The organism is Sporosarcina sp. G11-34, from assembly GCF_026931025.1.
This window is the reverse complement of the sequence record NZ_JAHNZW010000009.1, coordinates 12,688-30,079: the sequence shown is the minus strand read 5'-3', so window position 1 is coordinate 30,079 and position 17,392 is coordinate 12,688. Positions and strand designations below refer to the sequence as shown.

16 protein-coding genes are annotated in these 17,392 nt (G+C 38.7%); 5 read left to right on the top strand and 11 right to left on the bottom strand.

Annotation, left to right across the window (positions count from 1 at the left end; genetic code table 11):
• Positions 1-3: 3 nt before the first annotated feature.
• Genes KSU66_RS13975 through KSU66_RS13965 form a run of 3 tightly spaced genes read right to left on the bottom strand, consistent with a single transcriptional unit; the run spans position 4 to position 2,057 of the window.
• Positions 4-936, bottom strand: coding sequence for a PLP-dependent cysteine synthase family protein (locus KSU66_RS13975; protein ID WP_269052085.1), 933 nt, complete (start codon positions 934-936; stop codon positions 4-6).
• The gene (locus tag KSU66_RS13970; RefSeq protein WP_269052084.1) at positions 936-1,406 is read right to left on the bottom strand and encodes an S-ribosylhomocysteine lyase; all 471 of its coding nucleotides are present in this window, start codon (positions 1,404-1,406) and stop codon (positions 936-938) included. The genes KSU66_RS13975 and KSU66_RS13970 overlap by 1 nt, the downstream gene beginning before the upstream one ends.
• 12 nt (positions 1,407-1,418) lie before the next feature.
• Entirely contained in the window at positions 1,419-2,057 is a 639-nt protein-coding gene (locus KSU66_RS13965; RefSeq protein ID WP_269052083.1) for a class I SAM-dependent DNA methyltransferase, read from the bottom strand.
• 162 nt (positions 2,058-2,219) lie between these two features.
• Between KSU66_RS13965 and KSU66_RS13960 the strand changes: the two genes are divergently transcribed.
• Positions 2,220-2,861 carry a manganese efflux pump MntP gene (locus KSU66_RS13960; protein ID WP_329958823.1) on the top strand — a complete coding sequence of 214 codons (642 nt, stop codon included), beginning with the start codon at positions 2,220-2,222 and terminating at the stop codon, positions 2,859-2,861.
• A gap of 72 nt (positions 2,862-2,933) precedes the next feature.
• Here the strand turns inward: KSU66_RS13960 and KSU66_RS13955 are convergent, their stop codons facing one another.
• The gene (locus KSU66_RS13955) at positions 2,934-3,677 is read right to left on the bottom strand and encodes a FixH family protein (protein WP_269052081.1); all 744 of its coding nucleotides are present in this window, start codon (positions 3,675-3,677) and stop codon (positions 2,934-2,936) included.
• A gap of 181 nt (positions 3,678-3,858) precedes the next feature.
• Here KSU66_RS13955 and KSU66_RS13950 point away from each other — a divergent pair, with 181 nt between their 5' ends.
• Genes KSU66_RS13950 through KSU66_RS13940 form a run of 3 tightly spaced genes read left to right on the top strand, consistent with a single transcriptional unit; the run spans position 3,859 to position 6,582 of the window.
• On the top strand, positions 3,859-4,566 hold the full coding sequence (locus KSU66_RS13950; RefSeq protein WP_269052080.1) for a response regulator transcription factor: 708 nt from the start codon (positions 3,859-3,861) through the stop codon (positions 4,564-4,566).
• A gap of 35 nt (positions 4,567-4,601) precedes the next feature.
• A complete protein-coding gene (locus KSU66_RS13945; RefSeq protein ID WP_269052079.1) occupies positions 4,602-6,011 on the top strand; it encodes a sensor histidine kinase in 1,410 nt (469 codons plus the stop codon).
• A 1-nt stretch (position 6,012) separates the two neighbouring features.
• Positions 6,013-6,582 carry an SCO family protein gene (locus KSU66_RS13940; protein WP_269052078.1) on the top strand — a complete coding sequence of 190 codons (570 nt, stop codon included), beginning with the start codon at positions 6,013-6,015 and terminating at the stop codon, positions 6,580-6,582.
• Between the two features lie 202 nt (positions 6,583-6,784).
• Here the strand turns inward: KSU66_RS13940 and KSU66_RS13935 are convergent, their stop codons facing one another.
• The 6 genes from KSU66_RS13935 to KSU66_RS13910 form a co-directional block, all read right to left on the bottom strand.
• Complete coding sequence (locus tag KSU66_RS13935; RefSeq protein ID WP_269052077.1) at positions 6,785-8,050, bottom strand: glutamate-5-semialdehyde dehydrogenase; 1,266 nt, start codon at positions 8,048-8,050, stop codon at positions 6,785-6,787.
• 18 nt (positions 8,051-8,068) lie between these two features.
• Complete coding sequence (proB, locus tag KSU66_RS13930) at positions 8,069-9,169, bottom strand: glutamate 5-kinase (RefSeq protein ID WP_269052076.1); 1,101 nt, start codon at positions 9,167-9,169, stop codon at positions 8,069-8,071.
• 244 nt (positions 9,170-9,413) lie between these two features.
• The gene (locus KSU66_RS13925) at positions 9,414-9,923 is read right to left on the bottom strand and encodes a YusW family protein (RefSeq protein ID WP_269052075.1); all 510 of its coding nucleotides are present in this window, start codon (positions 9,921-9,923) and stop codon (positions 9,414-9,416) included.
• 153 nt (positions 9,924-10,076) lie between these two features.
• Entirely contained in the window at positions 10,077-12,092 is a 2,016-nt protein-coding gene (locus KSU66_RS13920) for a penicillin-binding transpeptidase domain-containing protein (protein WP_269052074.1), read from the bottom strand.
• Positions 12,093-12,310: 218 nt separating this feature from the next.
• Positions 12,311-13,375, bottom strand: a complete 1,065-nt coding sequence (gene rlmN, locus KSU66_RS13915) for a 23S rRNA (adenine(2503)-C(2))-methyltransferase RlmN (protein WP_269052073.1) — start codon at positions 13,373-13,375, stop codon at positions 12,311-12,313.
• A gap of 71 nt (positions 13,376-13,446) precedes the next feature.
• Positions 13,447-14,655, bottom strand: coding sequence for a CynX/NimT family MFS transporter (locus KSU66_RS13910; RefSeq protein WP_269052072.1), 1,209 nt, complete (start codon positions 14,653-14,655; stop codon positions 13,447-13,449).
• Between the two features lie 150 nt (positions 14,656-14,805).
• Here KSU66_RS13910 and KSU66_RS13905 point away from each other — a divergent pair, with 150 nt between their 5' ends.
• The gene (locus KSU66_RS13905) at positions 14,806-15,108 is read left to right on the top strand and encodes a hypothetical protein (protein WP_269052071.1); all 303 of its coding nucleotides are present in this window, start codon (positions 14,806-14,808) and stop codon (positions 15,106-15,108) included.
• A gap of 320 nt (positions 15,109-15,428) precedes the next feature.
• On the opposite strand, the gene KSU66_RS13900 is transcribed toward KSU66_RS13905, so the two are convergent.
• Positions 15,429-17,384, bottom strand: a complete 1,956-nt coding sequence (locus KSU66_RS13900; protein WP_269052070.1) for a TRAP transporter permease — start codon at positions 17,382-17,384, stop codon at positions 15,429-15,431.
• Positions 17,385-17,392 lie beyond the last annotated feature (8 nt).

The following is a 17,392-nucleotide window of genomic DNA, read 5'->3' as shown; positions in this document are numbered from 1 at the left end:
ACATCAGTCACCTTCCCTAAATAAATCATAAATATGTTGACTTAAATAACGTTCGCTAGAATCTGGAAAAATCGTGACGATATGGCTGCCTTCTCTCGCAGTTTCCGCTTCGCGTAAAGCACCGTGAAATGCAGCACCTGAAGAACTACCAACGAGTAATCCCTCATACTTTGCCAATGCGTGCAATTGAGTAAAAGCATCCTTATCGCTAATCGTATGGATTGCATCAAAAAACACAGGATCCATATAATTCGGGAGAAACTCCATACCGATTCCCTCGGTAACATGCGCCCCCGCAATACCTCCGTTTAAAATCGAGCCCTCAGGTTCCACAACAACCGTTTTCACAGATGGATTCTGAGCCTTTAAATATTTTGATGTTCCCATAAATGTACCGCCTGTTCCAGCCCCCGCAACAAAAGTATCAATTTGACCGTCTAAGTCGCGCCATAATTCAGGTCCAAGAGTTTTCTCGTATGTTTCCGGATTTGCAGGATTGGAGAACTGTGATGGCGAATAGGCGCCCGGTATTTCCAACACAAGTTCACGCGCCTTGTCGATAGCCCCCTGCATGCCTAGTCTCGTTTCCGTATTTACTACTTCAGCTCCAAGCGCACGCATAAGAACCTGTTTTTCGACACTAAATTTTTCAGGTACAACAAAGGTCACTTTATATCCTTTACCGATTGCGGCAAGGGCGAGACCAATGCCCGTGTTTCCTGCTGTCGGCTCAATTATTGTCCCACCAGGCAACAAATTTCCCGTTTTCTCAGCATCTTCAATTAGCGATAATCCAAGCCGATCTTTCACACTACCGCCCGGATTTAAATACTCGAGTTTTGCAAATATCCGACAGTTATTTGGAATAGGTAATTGTTTTATTTCAATAACCGGTGTATTTCCAATTAACTCATGCACGTTTCCATACACATTCATTACAATTCCTCTTTGTATACTTGTCGCCATTCGTCTTTCTTCGCAAGCATATTTTTTGCCAGCTCTTTTGCACCTTCTAAACTATGGTTCTCCGCCCATCCACATTGCATGACATTACACGCGGGAACTTCTGTCGCCACAAGAACATCCTGTAACGTCCTTTCTAAAATCGTTAGAACATCATCGTAGTTGTCATGATTAATTAGGGTTAAATAGAAACCGGTTTGGCAACCCATTGGACTCAAGTCAACTACTTGACCCGTATGGTTTCGAATGTTTTCCGCCATTAAATGCTCAATTGAATGAAGTGCATCCATTTTCATAAATTCTTTATTAGGTTGCATAAAACGGAGATCATATTTATATATTTCATCTCCCTGTGCGCCTGTTTGTCTACCAGCTAATCGAACATACGGTGCCGCCACTTTTGTATGGTCTAAATTAAAACTTTCAACATTCATTTTCTTCATGATCTAATCCCCCTATTTTTTAGTCGCATCTATGAGCCAAACATAATCATTCAGTTGCTTACACGCAACCTCAAATCCAGCCCCAATAAACAAACCCATAATAACAGGCAATGTTGTATAATATTCGCGTTCCAAATCATCCGCCACCTTATGAAAACCCCTTGAACGTTCTTTAGCAATTTGTGCCCGTTTTGCTTCTTCAGTTTCAAAAACCGTATCTGCAAAAACAATTTTGCCAGTTGTAGAGAGTAACTCAGAATACTTTTTCAATGCTTCCCCCTTGGCAACATCCGTTAAATGATGAAAGACGTAGGTGCTTACAATCGTATCGATTGGCACACTATCCGTTTCAAACAATAGTAAGTCACCGTCTTTAATTTCAACCGAAGGAAAGCGGTTCTTAGTTATATCTCGCATGGCTGCATTTGGTTCAAAGCCTATAATATTGTGTCCTTTTTCTACCAACTTCGCGGTTAAGTTCCCCGTCCCTGTACCAAATTCGAGAACAGTTCCTGTGGCCCTACTTGCCACTTCATTTAAAATATTATCGTACCCTTCAAATACATCACGGTATTCCGGATCTTCTCCAGTAACGGATGCCTCGTATGAATGAATCCAATCGTCAAAGATATCAACAAACTCACGACTCAATTTAGCTCCCCCTTATAACACCATAGTATTCCTACTGGTACACTAAGCATTAGGCGTAATAATAGCATCAGACCACATTTATCCAATAGTTTCCACTATTCTTGTTTAAACGGTTCCGTCTTTCACACTAAATTCTTCTACAAAAATAGCACCTAGAACGCAATGATCATGCTCTTCATATACATAAGCAAGGGACACTTGTGGGAGGAAACAGACATGCAATGGTTAACTATATTGTTAATAGGTATTGCGGCTAACATCGACAACTTAGGGATTGGTTTCTCGTTTGGCCTAAAATTAAAACGAATTCCTTTTCTACAGAATTTACTGATTGGTATTATTTCCATGTTATTGGCTTATATTTCTATGGCAGCTGGAAGTCTTTTTTCTAATTACTTTTCACAATCAATCGCCAATATTGCAGGCGGTTCACTAATTCTCGGTCTTGGTTTATGGATTATTTTTTCTTCAATTTCACTGGTTAAAAATAATGCACACTTCCAAAAAACCGCTTGGCTGACACGATTGCCTAAATTAGATAAAACAAAAAATACATCTTGGAAAGAGACTATTTTCTTAGGATTCGTACTAGGCATTAACTGTTTGGCGATTGGCTTTGGTGCAGGTTTTACCGGGGTTTCACCACTTTTAGCTTCCATTTCAATCGGCACTTTTTCAATAATCTTCATTTTTTTCGGTGTACTACTTGGTAGCAGTATCGGAAACACACTCATTGGACGCTATTCGACGATCTTTTCCGGACTACTGCTTATTATTATTGGCATTTATGAAATAATCATATAGCAATTCAATTTTTATTTTCATAATAAAAAAGGAGCCTCTTTGACTTTTGTCAAGGAGGCTCCTTTGGGCTTTCTATTTTCCTACTTTAATTTCATATTCACTATGCTCATGTAACTCTTCATCATCTTCAACGTGAATAACCACAGTATATGTGTCTGATTCCAAGAATGTATAGGACGCACTATACTCTCCTGATGTTGATTCTTCAGCATCTACCCACTCATGTTTTTCCGGATTTCCTTCGCGCCATATTTCATAGCGAACATTCGCATCTTCAAGTGGTTCTGCATCCAATTCTAGTTGTACGTGAAGTAATTGTTCAGAATCTGCTTCAATTCCTTCAGGTTTCATAAAATTCATAGAAAAACCTTCCGTCTCGTGATGGTCCTCTTTAGCGGCATCTTCTTCGTAATGGCCACCATCACCAACTATGACTGTTGCTTTCGGCATTGTATGCAACCCTCTAGCCGTAACATGGACTTGAATATGGAAAGTACCATCGTGATCAAAAGTGCTCTCGGCCGAATAAATTCCCTGTTTCTCATTTACCGAATCAATCATTTCACTTTCGTCCTGTTTTCCTTCTTCCCAAATTTCATAAACAACTTCACTCGCATCCTCAACTTTTTCATCACCTTGTGTAACAAGTGCTTCCATATTAACCGTTTCTCCAACATCTACAGATTCCGTTACAGTTAATTCAACCTTTAGTGGCTCTGGTGGCGCAACTTCCGTTGTTATGTCATCTTCCTTCGAACATGCAACCATCGTTCCTAGTATAACTATGAATATAAATAATCCTACTTTTCTTTTCACTAATAATCCTCCCTAGTCTTTTTACTAACTCAAAACCAGCTACTCAAGTATAATTGTATAGACAGATATCGAAGTTTGTGTGAAGTTATGTGAATAAGTATTATTTCACGTCAACTTCATATGTTTACTGGATAATTAAAAGATATTGATTTAAATGTTTACACGAAATGAGGTATTGATAGTGAATACTTATACAATAATGATAATTGACGACGAAAGTCAAATGAGAAATCTCGTTCGGAAGTTTTTAGAAATTGAAAACTATAAGGTTATTGAAGCGACAGACGGGGTTCACGCGCTTTCATTAATTGAGACAACATCTCCAGATTTATTTATTGTTGATGTCATGATGCCGTTTATGAATGGGTTTCAATTCGCCGAAGAAGTAAAGCGTAACTATACAACACCAATTATTTTCTTATCAGCTAAAGGCGATGAATGGGATAAAGTTAAAGGGCTTAAACTAGGCGGGGATGATTACATCGTCAAGCCATTTCTGTCGGCTGAACTGTTAGCGAGAGTTGAATCTGTCCTAAGACGGACCTATCAACATGCACAACAAGATAACTTATTAAAAGCAGGCCCCCTAGTTATTGATACTGACGCGCATTCTGTGAAAGTTGATGGAGCCCCACTGTCACTTACACTGAAAGAATTTGGTCTACTTCATTTATTTATTAAAAATCAAGATCGCGTATACACGAGAGAACAGATTTTAGAAATTGTTTGGGGAGAAAATCATTATAGTACCGATCGTACCGTAGACACGCATATAAAAACCTTGCGACTAAAATTAGGCGATTACGCAAAATTGATTGAAACAGTTTGGGGAGTAGGCTATAAAGCTAACCTTCAATCAGTCGGTGTATTTCCACCAGGAACTGTTTGAAGGCTTAGTTGCGCCATAAATTCGAGGTGTTATTTATGAAATGGTTAAAGTTTACGTTCAGCAAAAAAATAGTTTTACTGCTATTTTCGAGCATTGGTATTACAATCCTTTTCTCTTTCTTCTTTCTTCATTATCTCTATTCGAATTTATATTTATCAAGCATTGAAGAATCGGTCATTTATCAAGGACAAAGAACGGCTTCCCATTATCACTACGGCGAATTAAGTGATGAAATCATTGAGAAAATACAATGGTATAATATCGTCTCCGAATATGAAGTCATTGTTGTCGATGATTTAGATGAGCTTTCTTCATATTTTCCCTATCAAGTAAATTATGCGACGCTTGTAGATGAAAAAGATCGCGATTCCTTGGATAGCGGACAATACGTACTGAAAGAAGGATTTGTCGAAGAATTGAACCGTGAAATTATCGGGGCTATTTTTCCGATTAAAGGTGAACAGGGACTTATTGGTTTTATTTACATATATGTTCCGCTTGCCGCAATTCAAGACGTGTTTCGTGAAAGCATACCCATCCTTATTATTTTCGGCACTTTATTTTTCCTCATTCTATTTTTGATTGTTAATCGCTTCTGGAAGTCTTTATTTCACCCGCTCAATAAACTCCAACATCATGCAAATGAAGTTTCGCGGGGGAATTATTCGAATCGACTTGAGATAAATAATAACGATGAAATCGGTCAACTAACAAAAGCCTTTAATACAATGAGTGATTCTTTAGAACAGCAAGAAGAACGTAAAAAGGAATTTACGTCGAATGTTGTGCATGAGCTTCGTACTCCGCTTACTTATATTGGTGGATACACGGAAGCGCTGAAACAGAAAATATACACGTCCCCTGAAGAAGCACAAAGCTATTTATCGACGATTGAAAAAGAAACGAAACGCCTAAACAAACTAATTAACGACCTGATTGAGTTGAATCACTTACAAGAAGATTTTTACAAACTCGACATACAGCCAATCGCTCTTGCACAATTATTAACTGACACAATTGAATTGTTCACGATTAAAAGTACCGAAAAAGAATTAGTTCTAAAACTTAATATTCAAGAAGACTTAATTATTATGGGTGATCCACAGCGGATTCAACAAGTATTTTATAACGTACTTGACAATGCCATTAAATATTCGAATTCAAAAGGCTCCATTACAATTGATTTAATCAACATCAAAGATTCCATACAATTCAAAGTTACTAATTATGGAATCCTTATTAAACAAGATGATATTGAACGAATTGGCGAACGTTTTTTCAGAACGGATAAAGCACGTAATCGAACAACCGGTGGGACTGGTTTAGGCCTCTCTATCGTAAAAGAAATTACACGATTACACGGTGGAACTTTTGATATCAAAAGTCTTTCATCCGAAGGTACGACTGTGACGGTTCAATTACCCGGGTTAAAAGAAGAGGTGTGAGATGAAAAAAACAACAAGTATATTTTTATTAGCCCTTGCCCTTTTTCTTCTTTCAGCGTGCAGCACGAACAACCAGATTGAAAAGAAGGTCTCTCCTTTTACCTTCTCGAATCATGAAGGACAACCGTTTGGGATGAAAGATTTAACTGGAGCTATTTGGATTGCAGACTTTATTTTCACGAAGTGTGATACAGTTTGCCAGCCAATGACAGCCGAAATGGCTTTTTTACAGCAAAAGTTTAAAGATGAAGGCATTGACGTTGAGTTCGTATCATTTACCGTTGACCCTACTGTTGATTCACCTAAAGTGTTAAAATCATATGCCGAAAACTTTTCCAATGACTTGTCTAACTGGAGTTTTCTCACTGGCTATTCGCAAGATGAAATAGAAGTTTTCGCGCGCGACCAATTTCAAACCATTGTTCAAAAGCCCACTACCTCAACTCAAGTTATTCATGGCACTAACTTTTATTTAATTGACCAGCAAGGCGTTTTGATTAACGAATATAACTATATCGACACTACTTACGTTGACGATATGATTAAAGACATTGAGTCCTTACTGAATTAAGAATGCCGCTACCTTATTATTACAGAGGTAACGTAATTAATAGGTTATCGTTCTCCGTAAAGAATTTGCAAACCATAATAATTATCTTCATAATCTTTCATAAACTGATAAGACAAATAAACGTTAAACCACACAGAGGCGGTTTAACGTTTATTTGTTTCCTATATTATATTATTCAGCAACTTATTAATTCGTAACCCATCTACTCTCGAATTTGCCCATTTCCTTGAATAACAAACTTGCTAGAAGTTAATGCTTGTAATCCCATAGGTCCTCTAGCGTGGAGTTTTTGAGTACTGATGCCGATTTCAGCACCGTAACCAAATTCAAATCCATCAGTAAAACGCGTTGACGCATTATGGTACACTGCCGCCGCATCTACGTTATTTAAAAATTTAGTTGCGTTAATATTATCATTTGTAATGATCGACTCAGAATGCCCAGTTCCATATTTATTAATATGGTCAATTGCCTGGTTTACATGACTAACAACTTTCACACTAACCGCAAGTCCCAAGTATTCTGTGTACCAATCTTCCTCGGTGGCGTCTTTAACGTAATCAGCAGCCTTACTTACAACCTCATCCCCGTATATGACTACGTTATTCTTCTGTAGTTCTGCAAGGATTTCCTCACCATGTGCAGCAAACCATTTTTCGTGAATAACAATCGTTTCAATGGCATTACAAACAGATGGTCGTTGGACTTTTGCATTCAGCGCAATTGCAATTGCCATTTCAGGTTTTGCCGTTTCGTCTATAAATAAATGACAATTTCCTGCACCAGTTTCTAATACCGGCACCGTCGATTCACGGATAACTGTTTCAATTAAGTTCTTTCCGCCCCTTGGAATTAATACATCTAAGTACGCATTCAGCGTAAACAATTCCTTGGCTGTCTCTCGGCTTGTATCTTCGATTAGTTGGACTGCATCCACTGGAATCGAACTCTTTTCAAGTCCCTTATGAATCGAACTAATGAGCGCCATATTTGAATACTTCGCCGAAGAGCTCCCTCTTAAGATTGCTGCATTCCCAGTTTTTAGTGAGAGCGTTGCCGCATCAATCGTTACGTTAGGACGGGCCTCGTAAATCATACCGACCACACCAATAGGGACCCGTTTTTTATTAATGAATAACCCATTATCCTTCGTAATCGACTCAATTACTTCGCCGACAGGATCTTCCAATTCTATCAACAGCTTAATCGCGTCTGACATCGCAATAATTCGCTCTTCATTCAACATAATACGGTCTAAGACTTCTTCAGTTAACCCATTGTCTCGACCAGCTTTTATATCCTTGTTGTTTTCAACTAACAAAGAGGCTTTATCAATGATTAACTGCTCCGCGATTAAACTTAATGCTTCATTTTTTTCTTCAGTTGAAACACCCACCAAAAACGCACTAACTTCTTTAGCTTTCTTACCCTTCACCTGAACTTCACTAACCGTAGCTGTTCCACTCATTAAAAATAACCTCCCAAGTTAAATTTTTACCCATTTTTCACGATGTATGACTTCAATCGGAACTCCACTTCCACGCTTCGTAGGTTCCGCACTTCTAGTACCAATCACTTTTACTAAGTCATCAGAAGAATAAGCGACTTCTCCCTTTCCAATGACACCGTTTAGTCCATAGACTTCAACGACATCTCCTTTTTGAAAGTTGCCCTTTACCTTGAAAATACCAGCTGGTAGTAGATTCTTACTGTAGTAGAGAAGTGCCTCTTCTGCACCTTTATCGACATACACTATTCCCGATGATTCGGAGTGCATCGCAATCCATTGTTGGTTAATATTAATTTGATTTCGTTCTTTATTTGAAATATAAGTGCCATTACCTTCGCCATTAATAATCTCTAGTAACTTATCGGATCCTTTTCCTTGCCCGATAAATACAGGTACGCCGACTGATAAGGCTGCTTTTGCTGATAACAGTTTAGATTTCATTCCACCAGTTCCTACACTTGAAGTGGAATCCTCTGCAAACGCCAGCATTTCCTCGGTAATTTCGTCTAGGTGACCTATTTTTTTCGCTTTTGGATTAACATGTGGATTTGAATCATAAAGACCATTAATATCCGTTAAAATAATCAGTTGGTCTGCTCGTATAAAACCGCTTACTAACGCCGATAGCATATCATTATCACCGAAAGTCAATTCCTTAACAGAGACTGTATCATTTTCATTTATAATCGGCAAAATACGTCGTTCCAACAACTCCATAAGTGTTGCATACGCATTTCTATAACGTTCATGATTCGTAAAATCATCTCTCGTCAAAAGTATTTGAGCCGGCACAATTGAAAATTCACTGAACTTATCGATATACGATTGGATCAGTAAACTCTGCCCCACTGCAGCCGCAGCTTGTCTTCCTTTCAGCGTTACAGGTCTAGAGCTATAGCCAAGCCTTCCAAATCCTGCAGCAACTGCTCCTGAAGAGACTAATACAACCTCATGACCTGCTTCACGAAGCTTTGCAAGCGCCCCTACATGATCATCAAGTTTTTCCTGATCAATTTCTCCTTGATCATTCGTCAACGAGCTACTTCCTATTTTAACAACAATACGTTTTTTCGCCATTTATCATTACTCCTATGTAGTTAATAAATTAGTTTGTCCCTTTTAGTATTAACTCTTCCTCAGTTGAGAGTACATACATATACTTTACTATAAGTTCATCAAAAAAGAAAGTACTGGTTGTATATTTACTTAATTAACTGCATATTTATTCCCTTTGCTTGAGTTAGCTATAATTATTCCATTTCATTCGTTAAAATAAAAACCCGCCCGCCACTTTTTTAGTTAAGTGACGAGCAGGTTTTGCTTATTTTTTATCTTCGAACTCGATTTTAGTTCCATCTTTAAATGTGATATCCAAATCTAATTCACTGTAATTGTCCTCCAGGTTAAATACCTTTAGAACTTCATTTATTGCTTCTTCTTTAGTTGTCTCCTGAACAATTGTTAACTGCTTCACTAACGGGTAAAGCTCATGAAAAGCCTCCGCCCCTTTTTTCTTGACGTTATTAATTGAATCATCTATTTCCGCTTCAATCGAGTTATCGCTATTTTTCTCGAGCTCTACTTCATACTCCTTCTGTTTCGCATAATCTACGCCTAAATTGAATTCAGTATAATCTAGCTCATCCATTTTGCTTTCCATATCTTCTTGATCTCCAGTGTTTTCCGTTTGATCTGGATTCGAACCAGTGTTGCCTTCGGTTTCAACAACTGTATCTTTTTCCACTTTGTTTGCATCATCCTTAGTCGTTCCACATGCAACTACGACCAAGGTAAGTGCCATTAATGCGATGAAAAGAAATATTTTCTTCATCTTATCTACCTCCCGTTATATTTGGTATGCCCTTTTATTGAGTTTTAACACATTAAATATACGAAAAAAAGTAATGATTCCCATAAATAAAAGGGCATTCACTACTTTTAATTAGTATAGTTTTGAACGATTAAACAATCGCTACACTCAATATTACTTTTTCATTACCTCTGCTACTTTTTCAGCGACGTGTCCACTTCCGCCTTTGTCTTCTACTCCTTCAATCATCATGGCAATAATATATGAAGGATTTTCAGTAGGATAAGCTACAAAGAATCCGTTTTCTTTGCCTCGCTTATCCTTGTCCGATTTAAGTTCCGCCGTACCAGTCTTACCAGAGATCTTAATTGACGGGATATTCGCGGATTTAGCTGGGCCATCTGTAATAACTTTTCTTAAATCTGTCTGGAGAATCTTCGCGTTTTCGGAAGAGACAAGTCCTTCCTTCCAAACTTCTCCAGTTGGATCCTCTTTAAATAGTACAGGTTTAATCATCGTTCCCTCATTTACGATTGGTGCATAACTCGAAGCTAAATGGACAATGTTCATCAGCATTTCCCCTTGCCCGAAGGATGTATCTACAAGTTGACCTTCTGAAGATATCTTTCCATCATTCGATATTTGTGAGGCAGTTAGTGGATAGCTATAAGGAATAGCTTCTCCAAAACCAAATTGAGTTAAGCCTTTAGTCAATGATTCACTTCCCATAGCCAATGCCTCCATGGCAAAGTAAATGTTATCTGAGTAAACAAGTCCTTTTTGCAAATCAATCGGGTTCGGTGCACTATATAACCTCGTTACAACAAAATCTCCCCATGATTTATTTTTCTGCCATGTTTTCCCTTCAATATTATGCCCATTTTTCGGTTTAAGCGTTCCTACTTCTAAACCAATTACCGACGTAATAGGCTTAATGGATGAACCAGGCGCATATGACGCTGCAAATCGATTGAGCAATGGTTGATTTGGATCCTCTGTTAATTCGGCATAACGAGACGAACTGACACCAATCATAAACTCATTCGGATCGAATGCAGGTGAACTAGTCAAGACTAGCGTTTCTCCAGTTTTCGGGTCAATGACCGCGGCAGTTCCGGGTTCACCTTTCATTGATTCAAAAGTTTTTTTCTGGAAGGCAGCATCAATTGTTAAAGCAATCGATTCACCGTCTTGAGCCGGTTTTTCAGCAATAGTTATTTTCTCTGATTTATGGTCAACTTTTTCAATATAGATTTGAATGCCATCCTTACCGCGCAGCTGTTCTTCCAATAGCTGCTCCAGTCCACGTTTCCCGATAAAGTCTGATTCAACATACCCTTTATCTTCATACTTCTCGAGTTCCTCGGCATTAACGCGACCAATATAACCAACTAGATGGGCCAGCGATTGTCCAGAGGGATATTCGCGCATGTTCACTTCTCTCGACGTTACCCCACTTATTTCAAACACGGTTTCAGTGATTTCATTTTGTGTTAAAGCAATCTTTTTTAAAGGAACGAAACGATCGGGTTCAACCCACTTTTGATTGAGCTGTTTATTAATATAATCTGACGAGACACCAAGTATTTCCCCAAGTCTTTCAGCATCCGCTGTCTCATCAAATAATTCCGGAACAACGCCAATTTCATACCCATTCCCGTTTATGGCAAGTGGCAATTCATTTCGATCATAAATTTCGCCCCGCTTTGATGGGATTACTGAAATTCCTACTTTGTCTTGCATTGTTAAATCCGGTAATATGAATGAAGGATCCCACTCAACATACCAGCTGTTCTCTTCCTCTTCTCGCTCTTCATAGGTTAAAGCAACATTTTTCTTGAATTCTATTGGACCTGCAATTGTTTCCATCTTTATTTGAACAGGAAACTCTGCTTGCTCTTCGGGTTTATATTTTTTTTCTTCTGTAGGTTTCGTAAATGTAACTTTTACATCCTTAATCTTTAAATCATCATAAAACTTTTTTGTACGATCCACATATTCTTCTTTACCAAATGCTTGTTTAGAAGCATCACCTACATAACCATCATACATTTTTTCGAATTCAGATTTGGACCATAAATCTATATACTCCGTAAGTCGATCCTCTGGTGTATCTTGTTTTATTTTCGAACAAGCCGATAGTGCCACTAACAAAATTAGAGCTACAGTTATAAATCGCCACTTTTTCAAAAAACTTCCCCCTTTTTCCTTAAATCTGGTTGTTTTTGCTATATAAAAAGGAATCTATCAGTTCAAACCTTTTACCTACATACCCTTATACTAACAAATAATCATATTTAAACCTACTCGAATTGTTCAATTTATTGTTATTTATTACAAAAAATACCCAATACTACAAGTTATCTTACAACCTGCTGTATTGGGTACTGTTTTTATTTATTCAATTCTTAAACAGCTTTCGTTTTCTTCATTTGTTTACTTCTTAACTGACCACATGCTGCGTCGATATCTGTTCCTTGTTCATGACGTACACCACAATTAATGCCTTTACGTTTTAATGTTTCGTAAAATGCTTGAATTGCCTCAGGTTCACTTCGGCTATACTGTCCGTGTTCATCTACCGGATTATACGGAATGAGGTTCACATAAGATAAGTGACGCTTGTTTGCAAGTAACTTCGCAAGCTGTTGCGCTTCTTCAACATGATCGTTAACATCATGCAATAAAATATATTCAAAAGTAATTCTTCGGTTCGTCGTTTCCAAATAGTAATCAATGGAATCCATCAATTTTTCAATCGGGAACGCTTTGTTTATTTTCATAACTCGTGTTCGAAGCTCATTGTTCGGCGCATGCAGTGATACAGCCAAGTTGATTTGGATGTTTTCATTCGCAAAGTCACGAATTCTTTGTGGGTTTCCACTTGTTGAAACTGTAATATGACGTGCACCAATACCAAGACCTTTTTGTGCATTCACAACCCGGAGGAAGTCCATTAAATTCGTATAGTTATCAAACGGCTCGCCAATTCCCATAACGACAATATGGCTAACACGTTCTTCAAGCTCTTTAGCATCAAGATGCTGTTGAACCTTCATAATTTGCTCGACAATTTCCCCACCAGTTAAGTCTCGGCTTTTTTTCAATAAGCCACTCGCACAAAAGCTACAGCCTATGTTACAGCCTACTTGTGTTGTTACACAGACTGAATAACCATATGGGAATTTCATCAATACTGTTTCGATGAGATTGCCATCTTGCATTTTAAATAAAAACTTGATTGTACCGTCTTCAGACTCTTGCTTAACAGACTGCTCTAACGTTTGAATATCAAAGTGCTCTTCTAATAATTCAATACACTCTTTATTAATGTTTTTCATATCGGAAAAATTAGTAACACGTTTTATATAAAGCCAGTCCCATATTTGGTCTGCTCGGAATCTTTTTTGTCCATGTTCCATTAACCATTCGGATAATTGCTCGGGTGTTAATCCGTAGATAGATTTTTTCATTTACTTTCCTCATTTCAAAAAATACAATTCACTAAGTATACTACTGGAATAAGTAAATAGGAACAACTATTTTAATTCGGTACTTTTATAGTTCCTTTTTTTCCCGCGCCCATTCCAACTATAAAGATGATGCCAGCTGCTGCATTTAGGACTAGTAATGGCATTGTCCAACTATTTGTTACATCTCGCATGAAGCCAAAGAAAAGTGGACCGATTGCGGCGAGAAGGTATCCTACAGACTGAGCCATTCCGGAAAGTTCTGATGCTTGCTGGACACTTGTCGTACGTAGGCTGAAGAACATCATTGATAGACTGAAAGCAAAACCACATCCCGCACCTAGTAAGATCATCCATAATGGCGTTAATGATGCGCTTCCTATTAATATTCCACCTATCCCTATCGTAAACAGTGAAGCCGTAATTGCAACAAACCCACGCTGACTTTCTTTTCGTCCAGCCAATATTGGGACGATAAATGTAACGGGTATTATAGCAAACAACATAAGTGAACTCATCCAACCAGCATTAGAGGATGTTAGTCCCTTCGTTTGAAGGATTTCAGGAACCCAAGCGACAATAGAGTAAAAAATTAACGATTGTAAGCCCATAAATACTGTTATTTTCCAAGCGAGCGGCGAACGCCATAGTTTATGGCTTCCCTTCCGTTCGTCTTGTGCCATACCTTTGACCGAATTTTGTTGATGACGCATTTGGGGTATCCAAAAAAGGATGGCTACAAACGCGAGCAGCCCCCACACCCCGAGAGAACCTCTCCACCCCAACGACTCTATAGAAGCCAGTGGCACACTGACGCCAGATGCAATCGCGGCGGATAAGTTCATAGATACTGCATATACTCCTGTCATTAACCCAACACGATGGGCAAAGTTTTGTTTGACAAGGCCTGGTAATAAAACGTTCCCAATTGCAATCGCCAATCCAATAAACAATGTCCCGATAAATAGGACCTCGATAGATCCTAAAGAACGTAAGAAAATACCAAATGTAAGCACAATTAATGAAATGAGCAATGTTAACTCAATGCCAAAACGGCGCGCCAATTTCGGTGCAAATGGCGATATAAATGCGAAAGCAAGTAACGGTAGTGTCGTCAATGCCCCCGCAACAGTATTGGATATAAGTAAATCATCCCGTATTGCAGCGATTAGTGGACCCACCGAGGTTATCGGTGCCCGCAAATTCGAAGCAAGAAGAAGAATTCCTATAATTAATATGCCAATCGTAGGATTTATACCCAATTTAGTTTGTTTTTCTACCACACAAAATCCCCCTATAAAACGAACAACTTGAGCTATAATCTACTGAAAGAGCATACTCAAATTTAGGCCCCATGTCTAACTTTGAGACTCGATTCTTATAGCATTTTAAGTTATAGTGAGGGGAGCAATAAATTAAACGGAGGTATCGGTATGGAGAATTCCCAAATTAGCGCTGTCTCAACGATTTCATATTCACGAACTGAAAAATACATTGAAAACTTCGAACAAAAAAACAGACGTCACAACTATACCCTTTCTCTATTTTATTATAAAATCGAAACAGAAACCCATACATTTGAACTTAAACACATTTGGGACATTTCATATAAACCATTTTCAGGAAATAACGGACTATTATATTTGCATACAGTTCAAGGTGTATTTACGTTTCTAATTGATACAAATCCAAACAAATTCATGAATGCAGTTAAAGACTTACTTGGTGTCGTTTAATAATCCCCCGTTAAATTTGCAAGTGTTACGGCTAAATCATTACAAATTATTACGACCATACTCTTTAGTTTGTTAGGATATATGCCTTTTAAGTCCGGGGTGGCTGTCGGATTTCTTGAAGGTTCCACACTGAGTAGCAATTGATCGTATCCCCCTTTATAACCTTCTTTTAAACTTTACAAAACGCTAGTTATTTAGGCATCTTGTTAAAGTACTCATCCATTCTACTTAACATTTTATTGCACCTCCAATTCTATTTTCCTAATATTAATCAAAAAAAAGCCAATCGATTATTAAATAGATTAGCCCTTTTCGACGTTTTAAACTACAACCATATTATGATCTTTATCTTCACGCGGTCTTTTCGATTGAATATACCAGATCGCTACAAGTAACACGAGTCCAATTCCGCTAGTTAGTAACTCGGGTACAATTAGCATTAAACCTGCTCCAAACAGCACAATACGTTCCCACATTCTTGAGTTTCTTACAAAGTATCCGATAACTGCACTACTCACCCCAACCATCCCTAATATTGCCGTAGAAATCGCAAGTAATAATGCCATAGGGGTTACATCGACTAATACGAGTATAGGATTATAGATAAATACATAAGGAATAATAAACGCCGCAATGGCTAATTTAACCGCAGTCACACCCGTCTTGAACGGATTACCTTTAGCTATCCCTGCTCCTGCATAGGCTGCTAAACAAACAGGCGGTGTGATGTCTGCAACGATACCAAAATAGAACACAAACATATGTGCCGCAAGTGGCGCTACCATGAATTCATTAATCAATGCTGGTGCCGCAATTGTTGCTGTGACTACATAGTTCGCAGTTGTTGGCAGGCCCATTCCTAGAACGATACAGGCTATCATCGTAAAGAATAATGCGAGTATGAGATGACCATTTGACAGCGCTATGATTCCGGCAGCAAATTTTGCGCCAAGCCCCGTTATACTCACAACGCCCGCAATAATCCCTGCAGTTGCCACTGCAGAAATTACAGGAAGTGCGACTCTTGCACCCTGCTCTAAAACATTAACAACCTCACGAAAATTCATACGAGATTCTTTGCGTACGTAGGAAACAGCAAATGCAGAAAGAATCCCAAATAACGCTGCCCGCTGTGGCGTAAAGCCAATCATGATTGTTCCGATAATAACAAATAATGGGATAAGCATATACCCATTTCTAAACATTAAATCCTTAAAAATCGGCAGTTTATCTTTTGGTAATCCAAAAATCTTCAATCTTTTCGCTTCAAAATGCGTTCCGATAAAAATACCCGTAAAATACAGCATTGCGGGCACAAGTGCTGCCAACATAATTGTTGCATACGATACGCCCAGATACTCCATCATAATAAATGCTGCCGCCCCCATCATCGGCGGCATAATCTGACCGCCCGTAGATGCCGCAGCCTCAGTTGCACCGGCAAACTCAGGGGTAAATCCCGCTTTCTTCATCATCGGAATTGTAAATGAACCTGAGGATACAGTGTTCCCAACTGAACTACCTGAAACCGTTCCTTGAAGCGCACTTGCGACCACCGCAGCCTTTGCAGTTCCACCCGTAAAACGACCGGTTAACGCAAAGGCAATATCATTGAAGAACTTCCCAATTGGGGTATGGACAAGTATTACGCCAAAAAATAAGAACAGATAAATAAATTTCGCCGAAATCTGAATCGGCGTCCCAAACACTCCGCTTTCCTGGAACCATAAATTGGGACTTATTCGATCAATCGAAAACCCTGGATGCGAAAGTATTTGCGTTGGAATATATTTTCCGACAACCGCATAAAGAATTGCGATACTCGCGACAATTACAATAGGCACACCTACCGTTCTCCTTGTTGCTTCAAGAACGAGTAGAATCCCAATTATTGAAATTGCTACATCGATTGGGCTGTAGCCAGAAATACGGCTTTGTAGAATAGAGTCAAAGAAAAGTATTTTATGATAGGTTACATACATCGCAGTCGCTGAAAGTATAAGATCATACCACGGGACTGTTTTCTGAGTCCTCATCCATTCTTTTTTCGCCGGATACAGGAGAAATACAATCCCAAGCGCTGTCCCAAGATGAATCGCACCCTGCTTCTGTGTTGGAAGTGTGCCAAAATAACCCGTATATAAATGGAAGAGGGTTAAGGTAACGCCTAGAAATGTGACAACCCATGCCCACTTGCCAATTTGAACTCTGAATTGGTTCTCTTTATCATATTTCTCTAAAAGAGCCTGCGCATCCACTTCTTGCTCATCTCTCATGCGATATG

Excerpts from the sequence above, each read along its gene's own strand:
- KSU66_RS13905 (WP_269052071.1), top strand. The coding sequence starts at position 14,806 with ATGGAGAATTCCCAAATTAGCGCTGTCTCAACGATTTCATATTCACGA.
- KSU66_RS13960 (WP_329958823.1), top strand. The coding sequence starts at position 2,220 with ATGATCATGCTCTTCATATACATAAGCAAGGGACACTTGTGGGAGGAA.
- KSU66_RS13900 (WP_269052070.1), bottom strand. The coding sequence starts at position 17,384 with ATGAGAGATGAGCAAGAAGTGGATGCGCAGGCTCTTTTAGAGAAATAT.
- KSU66_RS13935 (WP_269052077.1), bottom strand. The coding sequence starts at position 8,050 with ATGAGTGGAACAGCTACGGTTAGTGAAGTTCAGGTGAAGGGTAAGAAA.
- rlmN (WP_269052073.1), bottom strand. The coding sequence starts at position 13,375 with ATGAAAAAATCTATCTACGGATTAACACCCGAGCAATTATCCGAATGG.
- KSU66_RS13940 (WP_269052078.1), top strand. The coding sequence starts at position 6,013 with ATGAAAAAAACAACAAGTATATTTTTATTAGCCCTTGCCCTTTTTCTT.
- proB (WP_269052076.1), bottom strand. The coding sequence starts at position 9,169 with ATGGCGAAAAAACGTATTGTTGTTAAAATAGGAAGTAGCTCGTTGACG.
- KSU66_RS13970 (WP_269052084.1), bottom strand. The coding sequence starts at position 1,406 with ATGAAGAAAATGAATGTTGAAAGTTTTAATTTAGACCATACAAAAGTG.
- KSU66_RS13975 (WP_269052085.1), bottom strand. The coding sequence starts at position 936 with ATGAATGTGTATGGAAACGTGCATGAGTTAATTGGAAATACACCGGTT.
- KSU66_RS13945 (WP_269052079.1), top strand. The coding sequence starts at position 4,602 with ATGAAATGGTTAAAGTTTACGTTCAGCAAAAAAATAGTTTTACTGCTA.
- KSU66_RS13925 (WP_269052075.1), bottom strand. The coding sequence starts at position 9,923 with ATGAAGAAAATATTTCTTTTCATCGCATTAATGGCACTTACCTTGGTC.